The organism is Bacillus sp. EB106-04-02-XG92, from assembly GCF_058791995.1.
Genome location: NZ_JBYTEA010000006.1, coordinates 363,659 through 379,487, shown reverse-complemented (window position 1 = coordinate 379,487; position 15,829 = coordinate 363,659). Strand labels below are relative to the sequence as shown.

The window sequence follows — 15,829 nt, the reverse complement described above, 5'->3', positions numbered from 1 at the left end:
ACATTCAATATGAAGTTAATGAATGAAAAGAAAACCCCTATTATACAGGGGGGTTTCAATCTTTTTACAAATCAATACTCAGACCTAATAACAGATTTTTCGTTTGAAAATATCCCTCTTTTTAAATAAAAATACTAAATCATTTTATAATAAATAACCGTTGCATCTAAATTACCCTTTGGAGATATTGCGTATTCTGGTATTTTTCCAACTTCTTTATAGTCTAATGATTTATACAATCTATTAGAAGGGTCTCCTTCTCTCGTATCTAGCACTATAAGAGACCTATTTTCTTGCTTTGCTCTTTCCTCTGCTTTTTGCATAAGCGAACGTCCAATGCCGTTACGTCTAAAGTTCGGGTGAGTCATTAACTTGCAAATTTCAGCTCTATGAATCCCATTAGGCTTTGTAACTAAATGTAATTGAATACTCCCTGCCACTTCATTATTTATTTTAGCAACATACAAGATCACTTCTGGTGCTAAAACAGTTTCCCAATACTTCGCTGATTCTTTTTGATCCAGTGGAGGTAAAAAACCAATTGACGCCCCATCATCTACAACCGTTTTCAAAAGTTTAGAAAGCTCTTCCACATCATCTTTTATTTGCTTAATTTCTTCAATTACTATATTTTGCATTACTAATCCCCCTTTTGTTTCATTGTACCAATTTTAAACGAAGGAACAATGAAATACTAAGATGAAATTATTAGAATCTATAATTGGTAAAAGCATATACAAAATTCTTTCTGATGTAGAGAAATCAATTTATAAAGACATAGAATAATTAAAGTGAATACAAATTTAATTTCACATAAAAAAACGTTTTAAACATAAAGTTTAAAACGTTTTTTTCTATTCAATGCTTTTGATTTTTCAGTTCTGTTAAACATTCCTGTACTAAAGTTACCGCTTGACTCATTGCAGCTCCGCCAGCAAATGCTGCTGATACACCACATGCTTCCAAAATTTCTTTATCTGAACACCCTTGATCAAGGCAACCTTTTGTATGATAAACGGTACAATATTCATCTTGCGTTGCTAGACTAATTCCTAATGCGATAAGTTGTTTTTCCCTTTTTGTTAAAGCACCCTCTTGAAAACAAGCTTGCGTGAATGCATTATATGTTTCAGCAATTTCAGGAATTTGGTTTGTAAAACTACCGATCCCTTCTTTATAATGATGTAGAACGTCATTTACTGAACTATATTGTTCGTGTTCCATCTTATTATTACCCCCATTCCAATTATGTGTACCTATTGTAGTATGTGATGAAAAGAAGGCAATATACATCACCAGAAAAGAATGAATATTCAGTTTATTATAATTATAATTTCAGACTATCATCCACTACTGATTGTTCTTTATAGTTTTTCCTTTCAATCTCTTTACTTCTCTCCTCCCAAAAAACTAATCCTTCAATCCCAGCTTTTTTAGGATCAAATACTGGATCTTTCCCTTCTTTTTTCTGTGCTTCATAATCTTTTAACACTTTTAATGCGATTTTACTTAATAGTAGAATCGCGATTAAGTTTAACCAAGCCATACTACCAATTCCTAAATCTCCAAGATTCCATAAAAGCGACGCTGATTCTACGCTACCGATGTAAACCATAATTAAAAATCCAATTTTTAAAACTGGTTTTAACCAGCCATGTTTAAGCTCACGATCTAAATAAGTAAGTGTCGTTTCAGCGATATAGTAGTATGCGAGTAAAGTTGTAAATGCGAAGAAGAAAATTGCGATTGAAATGAATAACGGACCAAACCCAGTCATAACAGTTTCAACTGCTTGTTGAGTATAGATTGGACCAGCATCAACATTCCCTATATTCTTTACAATAGCGCTTTTTCCTTCAGGTATAACATTATACATACCTGTTATTAAAATCATAAGAGCTGTTGCTGTACATACAACAATTGTATCGATATATACAGAAAACGCTTGAACTAACCCTTGTTTTGCAGGATGGGATACTTCAGCAGCAGCGGAGCTATACGTCGCTTCTCCAACGCCAGCTACATTTGAAAATACAGCACGCTTTACGCCCCATGCGATTGCTGCACCGACGATTCCGCCAAACATTTCATTTACACCAAAAGCACTAGAGAATATTAAAGCGAACATACTAGGAATTTCTGTTACATTCGCAATTAATACGATACATGTAACAATTACATAACCAATTGCCATAAATGGAACAAGCATTTGCGAAACGCCAGCAATTCTCTTAACACCGCCAAAAATGATTGCTGCTAATAATACGACTAACAATAAACCAGTTATATATTTACTAATACCGTTAGAGTTTTCAAATCCAACTGCGATACTACTAGATTGAATACCTGGTAATAAAACGCCATATGAAAGTGTTACAACGACTGCTACAATAACTGCAAACCATTTCATTTTCAAGCCTTTTTCAATGAAATATGGTGTACCACCGCGGTATTCATTTCCGACTTTACTTTTATACACTTGAGATAATGTTGATTCAACAAATGCACTTGCTGCCCCTAAAAGAGCCATTATCCACATCCAAAATACAGCCCCAGGTCCGCCAAAAGCGATAGCTGTCGCGACCCCTGCAATATTACCTATTCCAACCCTACCTGATAAAGCTAAACAAAATGCTTGAAAGGATGAAATTCCCGTCTCCGAGCTTTTCCCTTCAAATAATAGTTTAATCATCTCTTTAAAATAACGAATTTGTAGAAAACGAGTTGCAATTGTAAAATACACGCCTGCTCCTAATGCAAAAACAACTAACCCAATACTCCATACTTGCCCTACTAACCACTCTACTAATTGCTCCATCCAAATCCCCCTTATCATTCTTTTGAAAGCTATTTTATATATAAGAAAACGGACAACTATTATGAAATCTTCCAGTTGTCCGCATCTCTTATTATTTCATCACTCTATTTATTAATAGTTAGATTCTCTATTACTTTATATTCACCCAAACACTTTTCACTTCTGTATAGTTATCAAGCGCATATGAACCTAACTCACGACCGATACCAGATTGTTTAAATCCACCAAATGGTGCAGCTGCATTTTCTAAATTATAATCATTAATCCATACTGTTCCTGCTTTTAGTTTATTGGCAACTTGGTGTCCTGTTTTAATATTTTGTGTCCATACGCCTGCAGCGAGTCCGTATGAAGAGCGATTTGCTCTTTCGATTACCTCTTCCGTTGAATCAAATGGAAGTACAACGACAACTGGCCCGAATATTTCTTCCTTAACTATCGTCATATCGTCAGTAACATCTGTGAATACCGTTGGCTGTACAAAATACCCTTTTTCAAATGCATGTTCACCACCAGCAGCAACAGTAGCACCTTCAGCTTTCCCTTGTTCAATGTAATGTAGCACACGCTCTTGTTGCTTTTTAGATACGAGCGGACCCATTTCCGTCTCCTTCTCCATTCCTGCTCCAAGTTTCACGTTATTCGCCATTTTCACTAGTTCATTTACGACTGTTTCGTAATGTTTTCGGTGAACGAACACACGAGAACCGGCACTACAATTTTGGCCATGATTATACATAATACCTTGGAATGCACCGTTAATCGCCTCTTCTAAATCAGCGTCTTCTAAAATGATATTTGGTGATTTACCTCCAAGTTCTAACGTTACATGTTTAATAGTTTCTGCAGATTGACGCATAATATATTTCCCTGTAACAGTTGAACCTGTGAAGGCTACCTTATCAATATCATGATGGTTTACGATAGCGGCTCCTGCTACAGGACCAAAACCTGGAACAAAGTTTACGACACCATCTGGAAAACCTGCTTCTTTAAAAAGTTTCGCTGTATATAATAACGATAAAGGCGTTTGTTCTGCTGGTTTTAATACGATTGTACAACCTGTTGCGAGTGCAGCTCCCATTTTCCAAGAAGACATGACGAGCGGAAAATTCCAAGGAATAATTTGACCTACAACACCAACAGGTTCATGGCGTGTGTAATTTAAGTAATCTTTTGAAATCGGAATTGTTTGCCCGATAATTTTCGTAGCCCATCCCGCATAATAGCGATAATTTTCTACAGTCGCTGCAATATCATCATCCAGTGCTACTTGATATGGTTTCCCGTTATCTAAAGCTTCTAACTGCGCCAATTCTTCCCCATGCTCTTCAATTAAGTCTGCTAATTTATAAATAAGGTGCGCTCTTTCAGCAGTAGTCATGTCTGCCCAAGGTCCTGATTCAAATGCAGATCTTGCTGCTTTAACTGCGGCATCAATATCTTCTTCTTGCGCTTCGCATACGACAGCTAGAACATCTTCTGTTGCTGGATTATATGTCTCAAATGTCTTCCCGCTAATGGAAGGAACAAATTCACCTTTAATAAACATTTTAATTTCTTCATTTAAAAACGCTTTTACTCTTGGTCTTAGTTCAATGTTTGTCGTTAACATATAGACCCTCCTCCTTATTTAAACAGCCGCATGAGCTGCAATTTTTGAAATAATCGTTTGAAGTTTTTGATCTTCTTCTTCAGTTAATCCAAGTCTTGGATAACGAGAAGGTCCCCCGGCTTGCCCGTGTAATTCCATTGAACGTTTAACGATTTGTACATATTTTCCTGATCCTTCAAGAAACTCACAAAGTGGTAAAATAGCATCGTTAATTTCCCAAGCTTTTTCTAATTCACCATTTTGGAAATGCTCATACATTTTCGTAACAAGTCCCGGGACGATATTTCCGGCTACCGAAACCCATCCTGTCGCACCGACTAAATAAGATTCCATAACTAAATCTTCAGATCCACAGAATACTTGAAAAGCACCTTCGCCTTGTCTTACTAGATCTCTAGCTTTTCGAATATCCCCGCTAGATTCTTTAATATGTGTAACATTCTCACATTCTTTTCCAATGCGTAACATGAGCTCCGTACTCATATCAACACCAGATGTAAACGGGTTATTGTATAACATAATTGGTATATTTACAGCGTTTGAGATTTCTTTAAAATGAATATAAATTTCCTCTTCTTTCGGTTTACAATAGTACGAGTTAATAATTAATGCACAGTCCGCTCCATGTGTTTCCGCATGTTTCGTATATTCAATCGTTTCTTTCGTCGTTTCTGCTGCAGTTCCTACAACAACTGGAATACGTCCATCAACTTCTTTTAAAACTGTTTCTACCATTTTAAATCGTTCTTCTTTTGATAAACTAACAAATTCCCCTGTACTTCCATTAATAATAATGCCAGCTACTTTTTGCTCAATAAAATAGTTTACGTTTTGTTTTACACCGTCCCAATTAATTTCTTGCAACTCATCCATCGGTGTGATTAATACTGGAAATGCCCCTTTAATTTTTTTCATATTTATCTCTCCCTTTACCATTTTATTTTAATAAAAATCCTGTCGGAAACGGATCTGTAGGGTCTAATAGAAATGTCTGCATCCCTGTAATAAACCCTCTACTTTCAAAACGGAAAATGTAACCCGTTTCTTCCTTCTTCACTTTTTCAACAGTTATAAAGCTATTAAATATACTTTCATTTATAAAAGGTTTATCCGCCATATAATCATTTTTAAATAATGTATGAACAAAAGACACAATAGTAGAGACAAACCCTGGCGAACGTACGATGAAGTTATCTTCATGAAATGTAATCGACTTTATATGGTTCTTTTCTTTCTGCGAAGAATCTACTAAAATAAGTCTTTTAATAAGTGATTGTTTTTGTATAGCTTGTAGTGTAGCTTCTCCCCATTTTTTTAATTCAGAAATATTTTCAATACGAATTTCTGGCGAATACGCACCTTTTTCTACAACTGCATATACTTTATCTGCCTGGATGAGAGAGTAACTTAAATTACCTACTTGTAAATTTTTCTCAATCATATAACATAGTTTGCTTTCAAACGAAACAGACACAACTTCATCATTCTCTACATGCGCAAGGACTGAGAATATGCCAGATAACGTTTCGATTTTGTATTGATTCGTCTCTCTTTTTTTTAAATACCCGCTTTCTAGTAACATCGTTATGACTGCGACAATACCTCCATAATGAAGAGGAATGGATCCTTCATGATTAAAAAATAATACAGCTGCATCGACTTCCGAATGAATAGAAGGAACGACGATACATCCATTTATACCGATAAAACCACGTGGTTCATTTAATAAAAGCTGCATTTCATCTGCTAATTCATTTGAGAATTGTTCGTTTAATTGTTCTAAATTGTAGTAGTACTTACATGGTACATCTTTCATTACACGAAATGCCTCGCCATTTACGTGTACGTCTACTGCTGTATACATTTTTTGAATGTTCATTTTACATCCTCCGTTTCATGTTCCATCGGCGGAATTAGCAAAAAGCCTTCTTTCAGCGGATCCTTTTCATTGTAAAAAAATCTATGCATACCCATAAGCCAGGCTGAACCTGTAATTTTCGTTACGACAGCTTCAATATTTTCAACATTTGTCGTATTGATGACGCTTCCTTTAAATAGAGAGCCAACGATACTTTCGTGAATAAACTCTTCATTCATTTCGATTTTTTGATTTGCGTATAATACAGCTAACTTTGCTGATGTTCCTGTACCACATGGAGAACGATCAATTCCTCCTGGCGGAACGACAACTGTATTTTTTACATGAGCGCTTTCATGAGTAGGATCTGTATAAAATTCAACATGAGTTAATCCTCTAATAAACGAATACTGCGGATGAATGATTTCAAATTTCTCATTTATGATATTTCTAATATGAATTGCCTTATCAATAATTGTAGATGCATTTTCCGGTACTAACTCTAACCCTACTGATTTCGCATCGATAATGGCATAGAAATTTCCTCCATACGCAATATCAGCCTCTACAGTTCCAATGCCTTCGACGTCTACCGTAATGTTTTTCAATAAAAAAGCTGGTATGTTACAAAAGGAGACTTCTTTCGCTTTTCCATCTCGAACAAAGATATCCACTTCAACTAGGCCGGCTGGCGTATCTAACTTTAACGAAGTAATTGGCTCAACTACCGGAATTAAACCTGATTCAATTAAAGCTGTACATACACCAATTGTATCGTGACCACACATTGGTAAATATCCGCCTGTCTCTATGTATATAACACCAATATCGGCATCAGGGTGACATGGATCTGTTAATAGTGCTCCGGACATTACATCGTGACCACGCGGTTCATTCATTAACAATTTGCGAATCCAGTCATACTCCTTTTTCATATGTAACATCTTCTCTGCCATCGTCTCTCCAATTAACTTTGGCAGTCCGCTAATCAATGTTCTCGTTGGATTCCCGCCCGTATGTGTATCAATTGTCGTAAAGACTCTTTGTGACCTCATCCGTTTAACACCCTTTCTGTAAAACGACTCAAACGAAGTGGCTCAAAAGGAATGATTGTTTCTTTTTCATTTAATAACTCTTCAATCACTTTCCCAGTAACTGCGGCAAGACTAATGCCGTCCCCTTCATGCCCTGCTGCTATAAAGTAATTCGGGATATGTTCCACACGTGAAATGATTGGCAAATGATCTTCCGTCCACGGACGTAATCCAGCGTATGAACGAATCACCATCATATCCGCCATTTTCGGATAAAAACGAATTGCTCTGTTCGCAATACATTTAATAACCTCGTTATTTATCCCCGTATGAAATCCTACAAACTCTCTACTACTACCAATTAAAAAATTTTGGCTTTCTGTCGGCTCAAATACAAGAGCTACCCCATATTTTTCAGTTAAAGCATCCACTTTTCGTTTTCCGCCAAATTTAGAAATTAAATAACCAAATTCCATTACTTTACGGCAACCAACGTGTTGTTGCCTTGAAGCTACAATAATATGCCCTTTTCTCGGTTCAATTGGTATATTTACATCAAGCATTTGTCCGATTTTTGGAGCCCACACACCAGCTGCGTTTACTACTTGCTTCGCAGTAAACGTCCCATTTGTCGTTTCTACAATAAAGGAACCGTCTATATCTCTTTTCATTTCTTTTACTTCCGTATGATTAAATGCTTTCGTACCAAATTTCTTCGATTCTGCGAGAAGTGAAAAAGCGAGAAGATATGGATTTACTGTCGAATCCGTTGCACATTCTAACCCGCCTAATAAATCGTCCGCGAAAAATGGTGATTCTGCTCTTATATCTTGTCTATCAAGCATTCGAAACGGTAATCCAGCTTCTTTTTGACGATTTACCCATTGCTGCGCTGCTTCCATCTCTTCATCCGACTCACATACGAGAATACTTCCTGGCGCCCTATATTCAAATGAGTGCTCTAACTCTTCACTTAAATCAGTTACTAATTTTTGACTTACTAATGACATTTGACTATCAAACCCTGGGTCTTTATCAATAGCCAAAATATTTCCATCACACCGTGAAGACGTCCCACTGACAAATTCTCCTTTTTCAATAATTGTTACGTCTCTTCCATATTTTGATGTGTAATAAGCGATAGAACATCCTATAATACCACCGCCTATTATTAAAACGTCACAGTGCCTCACGTAGCACCCCTCCCTTCTTTTTAATCCTCACTTTCTTTTATGCAATTGACGTGCCAACTCTACATATATACACTTTTTATAAATAATATTTTTATTTGTAAAAATATTTTAAATTTATCACAAATAGGTGTATTATTTTTTTATCACTGTCAAAATTTTTATACATAACAGGAGGACAATATGGCATTCTCATTTCCCACAATAAAAGAATTTCTAAAAACTTTATCCGTTGAACATACAAACAGCATGCAATATATTGAGCGCGTTAACGAAAACTATTATTTCCGCCCTTCTACTACAGACAAATACAACTGTGCAATTATTTATGAAGATGATTCATTTACCGCTTTAATTGACGCGTTTTCTCATGAAATGGTCGTTATCGTAATAAACGGCAATAAAGAACCTATATGCTGTATAACGGCTCAGCAAATCATTCCGTTTCTAGTTAAGTCTTACAATGAACTACAATCTTTCTATAACACCGTAATGCAAACAACTGATTCTTCCGTTACAGTCATCGATGATAAAGAATGTGTTCGTACTTGGACAGATGGCGCTGAAAAAATTTTTACAGTCAATCATAATGAAATTATTGGACAACCTATCACTCGCTTTTTTGACTATAAAGATTTGGAGATCCTACAATCATTACATGACGGAAAAAGCATAATCGCTCAGTTCCATCAGCCTCGACCAGATTTGTTTGTATTAATTAATTCAAATCCAGTGTATTGTAACGATGAAATTATTGGAGCTGTCGTTTCAGAAACTGATGTTACAAATCAAGTCGCTTTAAATGAAAAACTATTTAATATGTCACATGAAATGCACCGATTAGAACAAGAGGTCGCAAAATATAAAGATGAATCAGACCCTTTCCTTGCGATGAATGGAAAGAGCCCTGTCATACAAAGAACGATACAATTAGCTAGAAAGGTTTGCTCGGTGAAATCAACTGTTTTAATACTCGGAGAAAGTGGTGTTGGAAAAGAAGTATTCGCGAAAGCAATCCATGAAGCAAGCGAAGCAGCTAAGGCACCTTTCATCTCAATTAACTGCGGCGCCATTCCAGAAGCTTTATTTGAAAGTGAATTATTCGGGTATGAACGTGGGGCGTTTTCTGGGGCAAATAGTAAAGGTAAGAAAGGTAAAATAGAGCTCGCGCAAGGCGGTACATTATTCCTTGATGAAATAGGAGAAATGCCGCTCGATATGCAAGTAAAGCTTTTGCGTGTACTACAAGAACGAAAATATTACCGTGTTGGTGGAGAAAAAGAGATTCATATTAATTTCCGCATTATCGCTGCTACAAATCGTGATTTACAAGAGGAAATGAGAAAAGGCACGTTCCGAGAAGATTTATACTATCGCTTAAATGTAGTTAGCTTGCATATTCCACCGCTGCGCGAAAGACGCGAAGATATTATAGAATTAACCTATTCTTTCTTAAACGATTTTTCAATCAACTATAGCAGACCAATTCGTGACTTACCTTCCAGCATTATGCATGAACTGCTTCATTACAATTGGCCAGGTAATATTCGCGAACTTCGTAACGTTGTTGAAAGACTTGTCGTATTTGCGACTGACGGTATTATAAAACAAGAATATTTACCATTTCATACAACTGAAACGTTAGAAAATCCTACAGCTCATTCCCTATTACTCAGCAACAATCATACAATCCTTTCTTTACAAGAAGAAATGGATGAACATGAGAAGAAAGTCATTGAGAGGGCTTTACGCATATTAAATGGGAATAAATTAGAGTGCGCGAAACAACTCGGTGTTACGAGAGCTACTTTATATAACCGTTTAAAAAAGCTTGGATTACAATAACCGTTCCCCTCCTCTATATTGGCATAGTTTTTGCATAATAATTTGTGCAAACCGAACTAGAGGAGGAATTCATATGACGAATAAAGATCACTTAATTGTTTGTCGATGTGAAGAAGTTACATACGGTCAACTTCAATCGACAATTGCTGAATATAAATGCTCGGCAAGAGAATTAAAACTAAGAACACGTGCTGGCATGGGATTTTGCGGTGGCCGCACATGTAGAATGATGATAGATCGAATGATTGAAAGTGCAAATCCTGACGTAACTACTAATGAAATTCCATTAAAATATCAACCACCAGTGCGTGCAGTTACCTTTGGAGCGGTAGGTGAAAATCAATGAATAGAATTACCCATCATCCTGTTTTAGGGAGTTTAAATAATAGTAAGCGCATCACTTTCAAATTTAACGGGCAACAATATGAAGCATATGAACATGAAACGATTGCGGCCGCTTTACTCGCAAATGGAATAAGAACTTTAAGAGTGCATGAAGATAGCGGGACGCCGCGAGGTATTTACTGTAATATTGGACATTGTTCTGAGTGCCGCGTCACAGTAAATAATCAAACGAACGTACGAGCATGCTTAACTGTTGTAGAAAAAGATATGATTGTTGACAGCGGCAAACAGCATCCAAATATCCTGAGAGAGATGGTGAAAAAACGATGAATGATGTCATTATTATCGGTGCTGGACCAGCAGGTTTATCAGCCTCCATCTCTTGTGCTCGTTTTGGACTAAATGTACTTGTTATTGATGAATTTATGAAGCCTGGCGGAAGGTTGCTCGGTCAATTACATCAAGAACCTACTGGAGAATGGTGGAACGGCATAGAAGAATCAACACGCCTTCACGAAGAAGCAAAATCACTTTCAGTTGATATTCGCTGTGGTATTTCTGTCTATAATTTAGATAAAGATGAAAGCACTTGGTTCGTACATACGAATATCGGTACGTTAGAAGCACCTTTCGTTTTACTTGCTACCGGAGCTGCCGAGTACTCCATTCCCCTTCCTGGTTGGACAATTCCAGGAGTTATGTCAATCGGGGCAGCACAAGTAATGACAAATGTACATCGCGTTCAAGTTGGGAAAAAAGGAATAATTATTGGTGCTAACATTTTGTCATTCGCTATTTTAAATGAATTACAATTAGCAGGAATTAAAGTGAAACATATCGTACTTCCTGAAAAAAGTGAATTAAGTCAAAAGGCTGGTGAACCAGAAGAAGTATTAAATTCTCTCTTACATGCCGCCCACCTTGCCCCATCACCGTTATTACGTATAGGTAGTCGATTGATGAAATATAATTGGGTGAAACAAGTTGGATTAAACTTCTATCCAAATAAAGGTATGAAAATAAACGGCACACCTCTTCACCTTCGAAAAGCAGCTCTAGAAATTGTCGGAACAGATCAAGTTGAAGGTGTACGCATTGCCAATATTGATACGAAAGGAAACATCATAACTGGATCGGAACAAATATATGAGGCAGACTTCGTTTGTATTGCCGGTGGCTTATACCCTCTTGCTGAGCTAGCTGCTGTAGCTGGCTGCCCTTTCCGTTACATTCCGGAATTGGGTGGACATGTTCCACTGCATTCCGAAACAATGGAAACCCCTCTTCCCGGTTTATTTGTAGCCGGCAATATAACTGGTATTGAAAGCGGGAAAATCGCAATGGCACAAGGGACTGTTGCTGGATATTCTATCGTAAAACAGGCAAATAAAAAAGCCCATTCGGTTGAACTAGACTTACAACAAGCGATCCAACATGTACATACCGTACGTCATCAAGCTGCCATACAATTTAACCCGATGATTAATGTCGGTAGACGGAAAATGAATGAAATTTGGCGTGATTATTCCCTTACATATGCACATACTAAAAAGAGCTGCTGAGATTTCTCTCAACAGCTCTTTTTCCTACTCATCTGAGTTATTAAATTTCGCTAATGCGTAAATGCCTTCTTCATCATCTAATTCAAGTTGTAATCTTGCTGCAAATGAATTGACATTATATTCTCTGTCAAGTAATAAGCGCAATGCTTCGATTAAGTTCGCTTGAATTAAAATTTGCTGGCGACCATTTACCTCTACTTCAGCAGAGAAACCATAGTCATCGTCGTACATGAGTTCAACTAAAACTTCTTCTGGACCAACTTGTCTTTTTTCAGCGATATATACACAAAGCGCATTAATCAGTTCTTGTTCAGAAATTTTTATTGTTTCCATGCTACTTCATCTTCCTTTTTCTTACGTTGATCTTTGAAGTATTTAAATGCACGAACTGCTAACATTACGATACCAGCCATTACTAACATATTTACCATAAACGCTAATACAGAACCAAGAGCTCCCATATTTGCAAATAAGCTACCCAATAGTAAACCACCAAGACCACCTAGTAATAAACCTTTCATAAAGCTTCCTTTATTACTTTTTGGTGCTGTGTTTGTTGCTTTTGTTTTTGAATCCGTTGTCGTTTTTTGTGAATTCACGTTATTATCTTTTTTGTTCAAATCAACTTTTGACTTTTGACCAGAAGTTGGTGTGTATGATTTTTTACCAGATTTGTAACCCTTCGCTGCTGCGTGGTCTACAAACATAAAGCTACTAGCTCCAAAGATAACCATGAATGCTGTCATGACTGCTACAAGTTTTTTCAACATATTATATCCATTCTCCTTTTATATAGATATATGTGAAATCTACCTTTCTAGTAAATTCAGAATGATAGATTTGTTTTTAAAAACATTTTAAAGGTTCTTATGAACTTATTATATGAACTTTTGTCGAAATATGCAAGTATTATTTACTTCCGACAGTTTGGTGACAAAGGAAAAATTAAGCAAAACAGAATTGACTTTAAATGAAACAAAACATATTATAGGTTCATAAGAACTTTTTATTATTTTTGGAGGTGAAAAGATGGAAACATTTCATCTCACACGAAACGAAATGGCTACCCTTCTTCTATCATTAAGAGGATGGAATACGAAAAAGCCTCTCGGTATTTTACAAGAAGCTTGGGCAAAGACACATAAAAAAGATATTGAAAGCGGACAAAGTGTAACTGCTTTTATTACTACCGCACTTTCACCTATTTTTGAAAAACTAATTAAGATTGAAGATACGGACGTTGGTTTTTCATTAAATGAAATAGTTGCGCTTGGAAATCAAATTGAAAATACAAGTTTCTCCGTAACGGCCATGCAAAACTGGGTGAAACGAGATATAAAAGAAATGATTGGCTCTCCTCAAAAAGGAAAAAAATATTCCATTGAACAAGCAGCCTTACTATTCATTGTCGAAGATTTAAAAACAGCACTTGATTTTGAATCCATTCGTAAGCTATTACGCCTTATCGTAAATGACCCAGCCGATCGAAGTGATGACTTAATCAATCCTGTTCATTTATATGGAGCATACTCTTCTTTATTTGAAGAACTCAATCAAGGGAATTGCTTACAACTAAATGCAACAGATACAATCCATACAATTGAAAACATCGTAAAAGAAAAAGCTGATAAAATCGCAAGCAAGTTCGATCAAGTTAACAACGAACAACGCGAAGCAATTCGTAACGCCATTATTATCGCCACACTTTCTGTACATACCGCTTATGTACAAATGTTAGCGAAACGTTACGTAACAGCAACGTTATTTTTACAGAACTTAGATGTAAAGCCGTAAAAAATAGGAGCAGAAATGCTTCTATTTTTTTATGAAAAATTCTTAATCATCTTGTCATTATCTCTTCATGAAAACTGAACTTATATATTTTACTATAATACTTATGTGAGACATAAAAGAATTGAAATAGCAATCCCCTATACAAATAAGGTATAATCTACACATAGTGAATCTTTTATGTTATTAAGTATTAGGTTCACCTATTCAAAAATACATAAACTAGAAGGTGCAACAATGGTAAGTAGTTTTATTCACTCAGTATTAACGTTTTTTGAAGGATTAGGTTATTGGGGCATTATGCTTGGACTTATGATTGAGATTATCCCAAGTGAGATTGTCCTTGCTTATGCGGGATTCCTAGTATTCAATGGTAGTATCTCATTTGTAGGTGCAGTTGTATTCGGTACAATTGGCGGCGTTATTGCTCAAATCTTTATTTATTGGCTTGGACGATACGGTGGACGACCTATATTAGAACGATATGGAAAATATATTTTCATTCATAAAAAACATATAGATGCAGCTGAAGATTGGTTTAACCGTTACGGAACTGGTGTAATTTTCACTGCACGCTTTATTCCAGTAGTACGTCATGCGATTTCAATTCCTGCTGGTATTACAAAAATGCCATTATTACGTTTCACTACATTAACAGCACTTGCAATCATTCCTTGGTCTATCATTTTCATTTATTTAGGTGAAAAACTAGGTCAAAATTGGGAGAATATAAACGATATTGCGGGACCGTATGTGAAGTCTTTCGCAATTGGCGGCTTCATACTTATCCTACTATACTTCATCCTTAAAAAATGGACAAAAAAACGTAAAAATCTTGCTTAAGATAATATAAAAACCGCTATACATTCATTACGAATGTTAGCGGTTTTTATATTAGACTTGATTATGTATTAAAAATCGGATTATTTCTTCCTTATGCTTTAAGTCATGCTGAATGAGTGATGAAAAATAATGATTTAGCCTTACTTTTTTAGTACCAATTTGAAAGTCATCATTAAAATTATAGACAGGAATTCGCTCAATTTCATCTACTAATTGTTTACGAGTATAGCTAAACTGGTTAATAAGTTCTTCTCTTGAAATACCTGACCTCGCATATATAATTGCACTCTTATTCATTTCCTCTACATCTGTTGGAATATAAGGTATTGATTTGGCACTTAGAAAATAAGGAATTCGATACTTTATTACAAAATCATCCCAAATAATAAAATGTGAAATCACATCTGCAATTCCCCACGAACCATTTTTAAATGATTGAAACCATATATCATCATGTACTTCCTTCAATGTTTGACACCATTCTATTATATTTAACTTTTCTTCTAAAATATTTTCTTTCTTCATTATTCATTCCTTTCTCGCACTTGTAATTCATTCATATTAATATCTTCTAGAAATTGAATAAACAGCCTCCATATTTATGTGGATAAGCAACAATTCACTCGTCCATTTCGTATATTATCTCAAAAAGGAGTGATTCCCCTTATGCATTGGCAACAAAAAATACAATACTTAATCGGACGCCCTATCGGTATTTCCTTCCTAAATGGGCAAGGAACTTCTGGTGTATTATGTTCAGCACATGATGGTCAATTATATGTGTATGAATACCTTTACCAAGCTCAGTTCGCAATGAAGCATTATGATTTCAGACAAATTCAAGATATACATGCCTTTCCGAATTGCCCACATCAAAATCCTCTATACTAAAAAAAGGAACAGCTTATAGCCGTTCCTTTTTCTCCAC

The 15,829-nt window shown here is 35.9% G+C and carries 18 protein-coding genes; 7 read left to right on the top strand and 11 right to left on the bottom strand.

Going from position 1 to position 15,829, the window contains the following annotated elements:
• Window positions 1–134: 134 nt before the first annotated feature.
• The 8 genes from AC3WVA_RS18095 to AC3WVA_RS18060 all read right to left on the bottom strand — a co-directional run bounded on the left by AC3WVA_RS18095 (window position 135) and on the right by AC3WVA_RS18060 (window position 8,518).
• Window positions 135–638, bottom strand: a complete 504-nt coding sequence (locus tag AC3WVA_RS18095) for a GNAT family N-acetyltransferase (RefSeq protein WP_098346957.1) — start codon at window positions 636–638, stop codon at window positions 135–137.
• Window positions 639–858: 220 nt separating this feature from the next.
• Window positions 859–1,296: a carboxymuconolactone decarboxylase family protein gene (locus tag AC3WVA_RS18090; RefSeq protein ID WP_180235638.1), complete on the bottom strand. Its 438-nt coding sequence runs from the start codon at window positions 1,294–1,296 to the stop codon at window positions 859–861.
• Between the two features lie 31 nt (window positions 1,297–1,327).
• Window positions 1,328–2,818: an alanine/glycine:cation symporter family protein gene (locus tag AC3WVA_RS18085; protein WP_098881125.1), complete on the bottom strand. Its 1,491-nt coding sequence runs from the start codon at window positions 2,816–2,818 to the stop codon at window positions 1,328–1,330.
• Between the two features lie 130 nt (window positions 2,819–2,948).
• Window positions 2,949–4,433, bottom strand: a complete 1,485-nt coding sequence (locus AC3WVA_RS18080; protein WP_098881126.1) for an aldehyde dehydrogenase family protein — start codon at window positions 4,431–4,433, stop codon at window positions 2,949–2,951.
• Between the two features lie 18 nt (window positions 4,434–4,451).
• Window positions 4,452–5,348 (bottom strand): 4-hydroxy-tetrahydrodipicolinate synthase, encoded by an 897-nt coding sequence (gene dapA, locus AC3WVA_RS18075; protein ID WP_098881127.1) that lies wholly within the window; start codon window positions 5,346–5,348, stop codon window positions 4,452–4,454.
• A gap of 22 nt (window positions 5,349–5,370) precedes the next feature.
• The gene (locus AC3WVA_RS18070; RefSeq protein WP_098881128.1) at window positions 5,371–6,312 is read right to left on the bottom strand and encodes a proline racemase family protein; all 942 of its coding nucleotides are present in this window, start codon (window positions 6,310–6,312) and stop codon (window positions 5,371–5,373) included.
• Window positions 6,309–7,346: a proline racemase family protein gene (locus AC3WVA_RS18065; RefSeq protein WP_098881129.1), complete on the bottom strand. Its 1,038-nt coding sequence runs from the start codon at window positions 7,344–7,346 to the stop codon at window positions 6,309–6,311. The genes AC3WVA_RS18070 and AC3WVA_RS18065 overlap by 4 nt, the downstream gene beginning before the upstream one ends.
• Window positions 7,343–8,518, bottom strand: coding sequence for an NAD(P)/FAD-dependent oxidoreductase (locus AC3WVA_RS18060; RefSeq protein WP_098881130.1), 1,176 nt, complete (start codon window positions 8,516–8,518; stop codon window positions 7,343–7,345). Before AC3WVA_RS18060 ends, AC3WVA_RS18065 begins: the two co-directional genes overlap by 4 nt.
• A 180-nt stretch (window positions 8,519–8,698) precedes the next feature.
• On the opposite strand from AC3WVA_RS18060, the gene AC3WVA_RS18055 reads away from it, so the two are divergent.
• From AC3WVA_RS18055 to AC3WVA_RS18040, 4 genes are all read left to right on the top strand, one after another.
• Entirely contained in the window at window positions 8,699–10,360 is a 1,662-nt protein-coding gene (locus AC3WVA_RS18055) for a sigma-54 interaction domain-containing protein (protein ID WP_098881131.1), read from the top strand.
• Between the two features lie 73 nt (window positions 10,361–10,433).
• Window positions 10,434–10,706 (top strand): (2Fe-2S)-binding protein, encoded by a 273-nt coding sequence (locus AC3WVA_RS18050; protein WP_048525929.1) that lies wholly within the window; start codon window positions 10,434–10,436, stop codon window positions 10,704–10,706.
• A complete protein-coding gene (locus AC3WVA_RS18045) occupies window positions 10,703–11,035 on the top strand; it encodes a (2Fe-2S)-binding protein (protein ID WP_098881132.1) in 333 nt (110 codons plus the stop codon). The genes AC3WVA_RS18050 and AC3WVA_RS18045 overlap by 4 nt, the downstream gene beginning before the upstream one ends.
• The gene (locus tag AC3WVA_RS18040; protein ID WP_098881133.1) at window positions 11,032–12,267 is read left to right on the top strand and encodes an NAD(P)/FAD-dependent oxidoreductase; all 1,236 of its coding nucleotides are present in this window, start codon (window positions 11,032–11,034) and stop codon (window positions 12,265–12,267) included. The genes AC3WVA_RS18045 and AC3WVA_RS18040 overlap by 4 nt, the downstream gene beginning before the upstream one ends.
• Before the next feature lie 24 nt (window positions 12,268–12,291).
• Here AC3WVA_RS18040 and AC3WVA_RS18035 read toward each other — a convergent pair whose 3' ends face one another.
• Together AC3WVA_RS18035 and AC3WVA_RS18030 are read right to left on the bottom strand one after the other, a co-directional pair.
• Window positions 12,292–12,600, bottom strand: a complete 309-nt coding sequence (locus AC3WVA_RS18035; protein ID WP_000447759.1) for a YxcD family protein — start codon at window positions 12,598–12,600, stop codon at window positions 12,292–12,294.
• Window positions 12,588–13,037 carry a hypothetical protein gene (locus AC3WVA_RS18030; RefSeq protein WP_098881134.1) on the bottom strand — a complete coding sequence of 150 codons (450 nt, stop codon included), beginning with the start codon at window positions 13,035–13,037 and terminating at the stop codon, window positions 12,588–12,590. Before AC3WVA_RS18030 ends, AC3WVA_RS18035 begins: the two co-directional genes overlap by 13 nt.
• 259 nt (window positions 13,038–13,296) lie before the next feature.
• Between AC3WVA_RS18030 and AC3WVA_RS18025 the strand changes: the two genes are divergently transcribed.
• Both AC3WVA_RS18025 and uptA read left to right on the top strand, forming a co-directional pair.
• A complete protein-coding gene (locus AC3WVA_RS18025) occupies window positions 13,297–14,061 on the top strand; it encodes a DUF1836 domain-containing protein (RefSeq protein ID WP_048525933.1) in 765 nt (254 codons plus the stop codon).
• 234 nt (window positions 14,062–14,295) lie between these two features.
• Complete coding sequence (gene uptA, locus AC3WVA_RS18020; protein WP_098346948.1) at window positions 14,296–14,901, top strand: undecaprenyl phosphate transporter UptA; 606 nt, start codon at window positions 14,296–14,298, stop codon at window positions 14,899–14,901.
• A gap of 51 nt (window positions 14,902–14,952) precedes the next feature.
• Here uptA and AC3WVA_RS18015 read toward each other — a convergent pair whose 3' ends face one another.
• The gene (locus AC3WVA_RS18015; RefSeq protein WP_098346947.1) at window positions 14,953–15,426 is read right to left on the bottom strand and encodes a DinB family protein; all 474 of its coding nucleotides are present in this window, start codon (window positions 15,424–15,426) and stop codon (window positions 14,953–14,955) included.
• A 141-nt stretch (window positions 15,427–15,567) separates the two neighbouring features.
• Here AC3WVA_RS18015 and AC3WVA_RS18010 point away from each other — a divergent pair, with 141 nt between their 5' ends.
• On the top strand, window positions 15,568–15,792 hold the full coding sequence (locus tag AC3WVA_RS18010) for a hypothetical protein (RefSeq protein ID WP_061664649.1): 225 nt from the start codon (window positions 15,568–15,570) through the stop codon (window positions 15,790–15,792).
• The last annotated feature ends 37 nt before the right edge of the window (window positions 15,793–15,829 follow it).

Coding starts and splice junctions, on each gene's coding strand:
- AC3WVA_RS18030 (WP_098881134.1), bottom strand. CDS start 13,037: ATGTTGAAAAAACTTGTAGCAGTCATGACAGCATTCATGGTTATCTTT.
- AC3WVA_RS18065 (WP_098881129.1), bottom strand. CDS start 7,346: ATGAGGTCACAAAGAGTCTTTACGACAATTGATACACATACGGGCGGG.
- dapA (WP_098881127.1), bottom strand. CDS start 5,348: ATGAAAAAAATTAAAGGGGCATTTCCAGTATTAATCACACCGATGGAT.
- AC3WVA_RS18040 (WP_098881133.1), top strand. CDS start 11,032: ATGAATGATGTCATTATTATCGGTGCTGGACCAGCAGGTTTATCAGCC.
- AC3WVA_RS18010 (WP_061664649.1), top strand. CDS start 15,568: ATGCATTGGCAACAAAAAATACAATACTTAATCGGACGCCCTATCGGT.
- uptA (WP_098346948.1), top strand. CDS start 14,296: ATGGTAAGTAGTTTTATTCACTCAGTATTAACGTTTTTTGAAGGATTA.
- AC3WVA_RS18045 (WP_098881132.1), top strand. CDS start 10,703: ATGAATAGAATTACCCATCATCCTGTTTTAGGGAGTTTAAATAATAGT.
- AC3WVA_RS18050 (WP_048525929.1), top strand. CDS start 10,434: ATGACGAATAAAGATCACTTAATTGTTTGTCGATGTGAAGAAGTTACA.
- AC3WVA_RS18015 (WP_098346947.1), bottom strand. CDS start 15,426: ATGAAGAAAGAAAATATTTTAGAAGAAAAGTTAAATATAATAGAATGG.
- AC3WVA_RS18055 (WP_098881131.1), top strand. CDS start 8,699: ATGGCATTCTCATTTCCCACAATAAAAGAATTTCTAAAAACTTTATCC.
- AC3WVA_RS18035 (WP_000447759.1), bottom strand. CDS start 12,600: ATGGAAACAATAAAAATTTCTGAACAAGAACTGATTAATGCGCTTTGT.
- AC3WVA_RS18085 (WP_098881125.1), bottom strand. CDS start 2,818: ATGGAGCAATTAGTAGAGTGGTTAGTAGGGCAAGTATGGAGTATTGGG.
- AC3WVA_RS18025 (WP_048525933.1), top strand. CDS start 13,297: ATGGAAACATTTCATCTCACACGAAACGAAATGGCTACCCTTCTTCTA.
- AC3WVA_RS18070 (WP_098881128.1), bottom strand. CDS start 6,312: ATGAACATTCAAAAAATGTATACAGCAGTAGACGTACACGTAAATGGC.
- AC3WVA_RS18080 (WP_098881126.1), bottom strand. CDS start 4,433: ATGTTAACGACAAACATTGAACTAAGACCAAGAGTAAAAGCGTTTTTA.
- AC3WVA_RS18095 (WP_098346957.1), bottom strand. CDS start 638: ATGCAAAATATAGTAATTGAAGAAATTAAGCAAATAAAAGATGATGTG.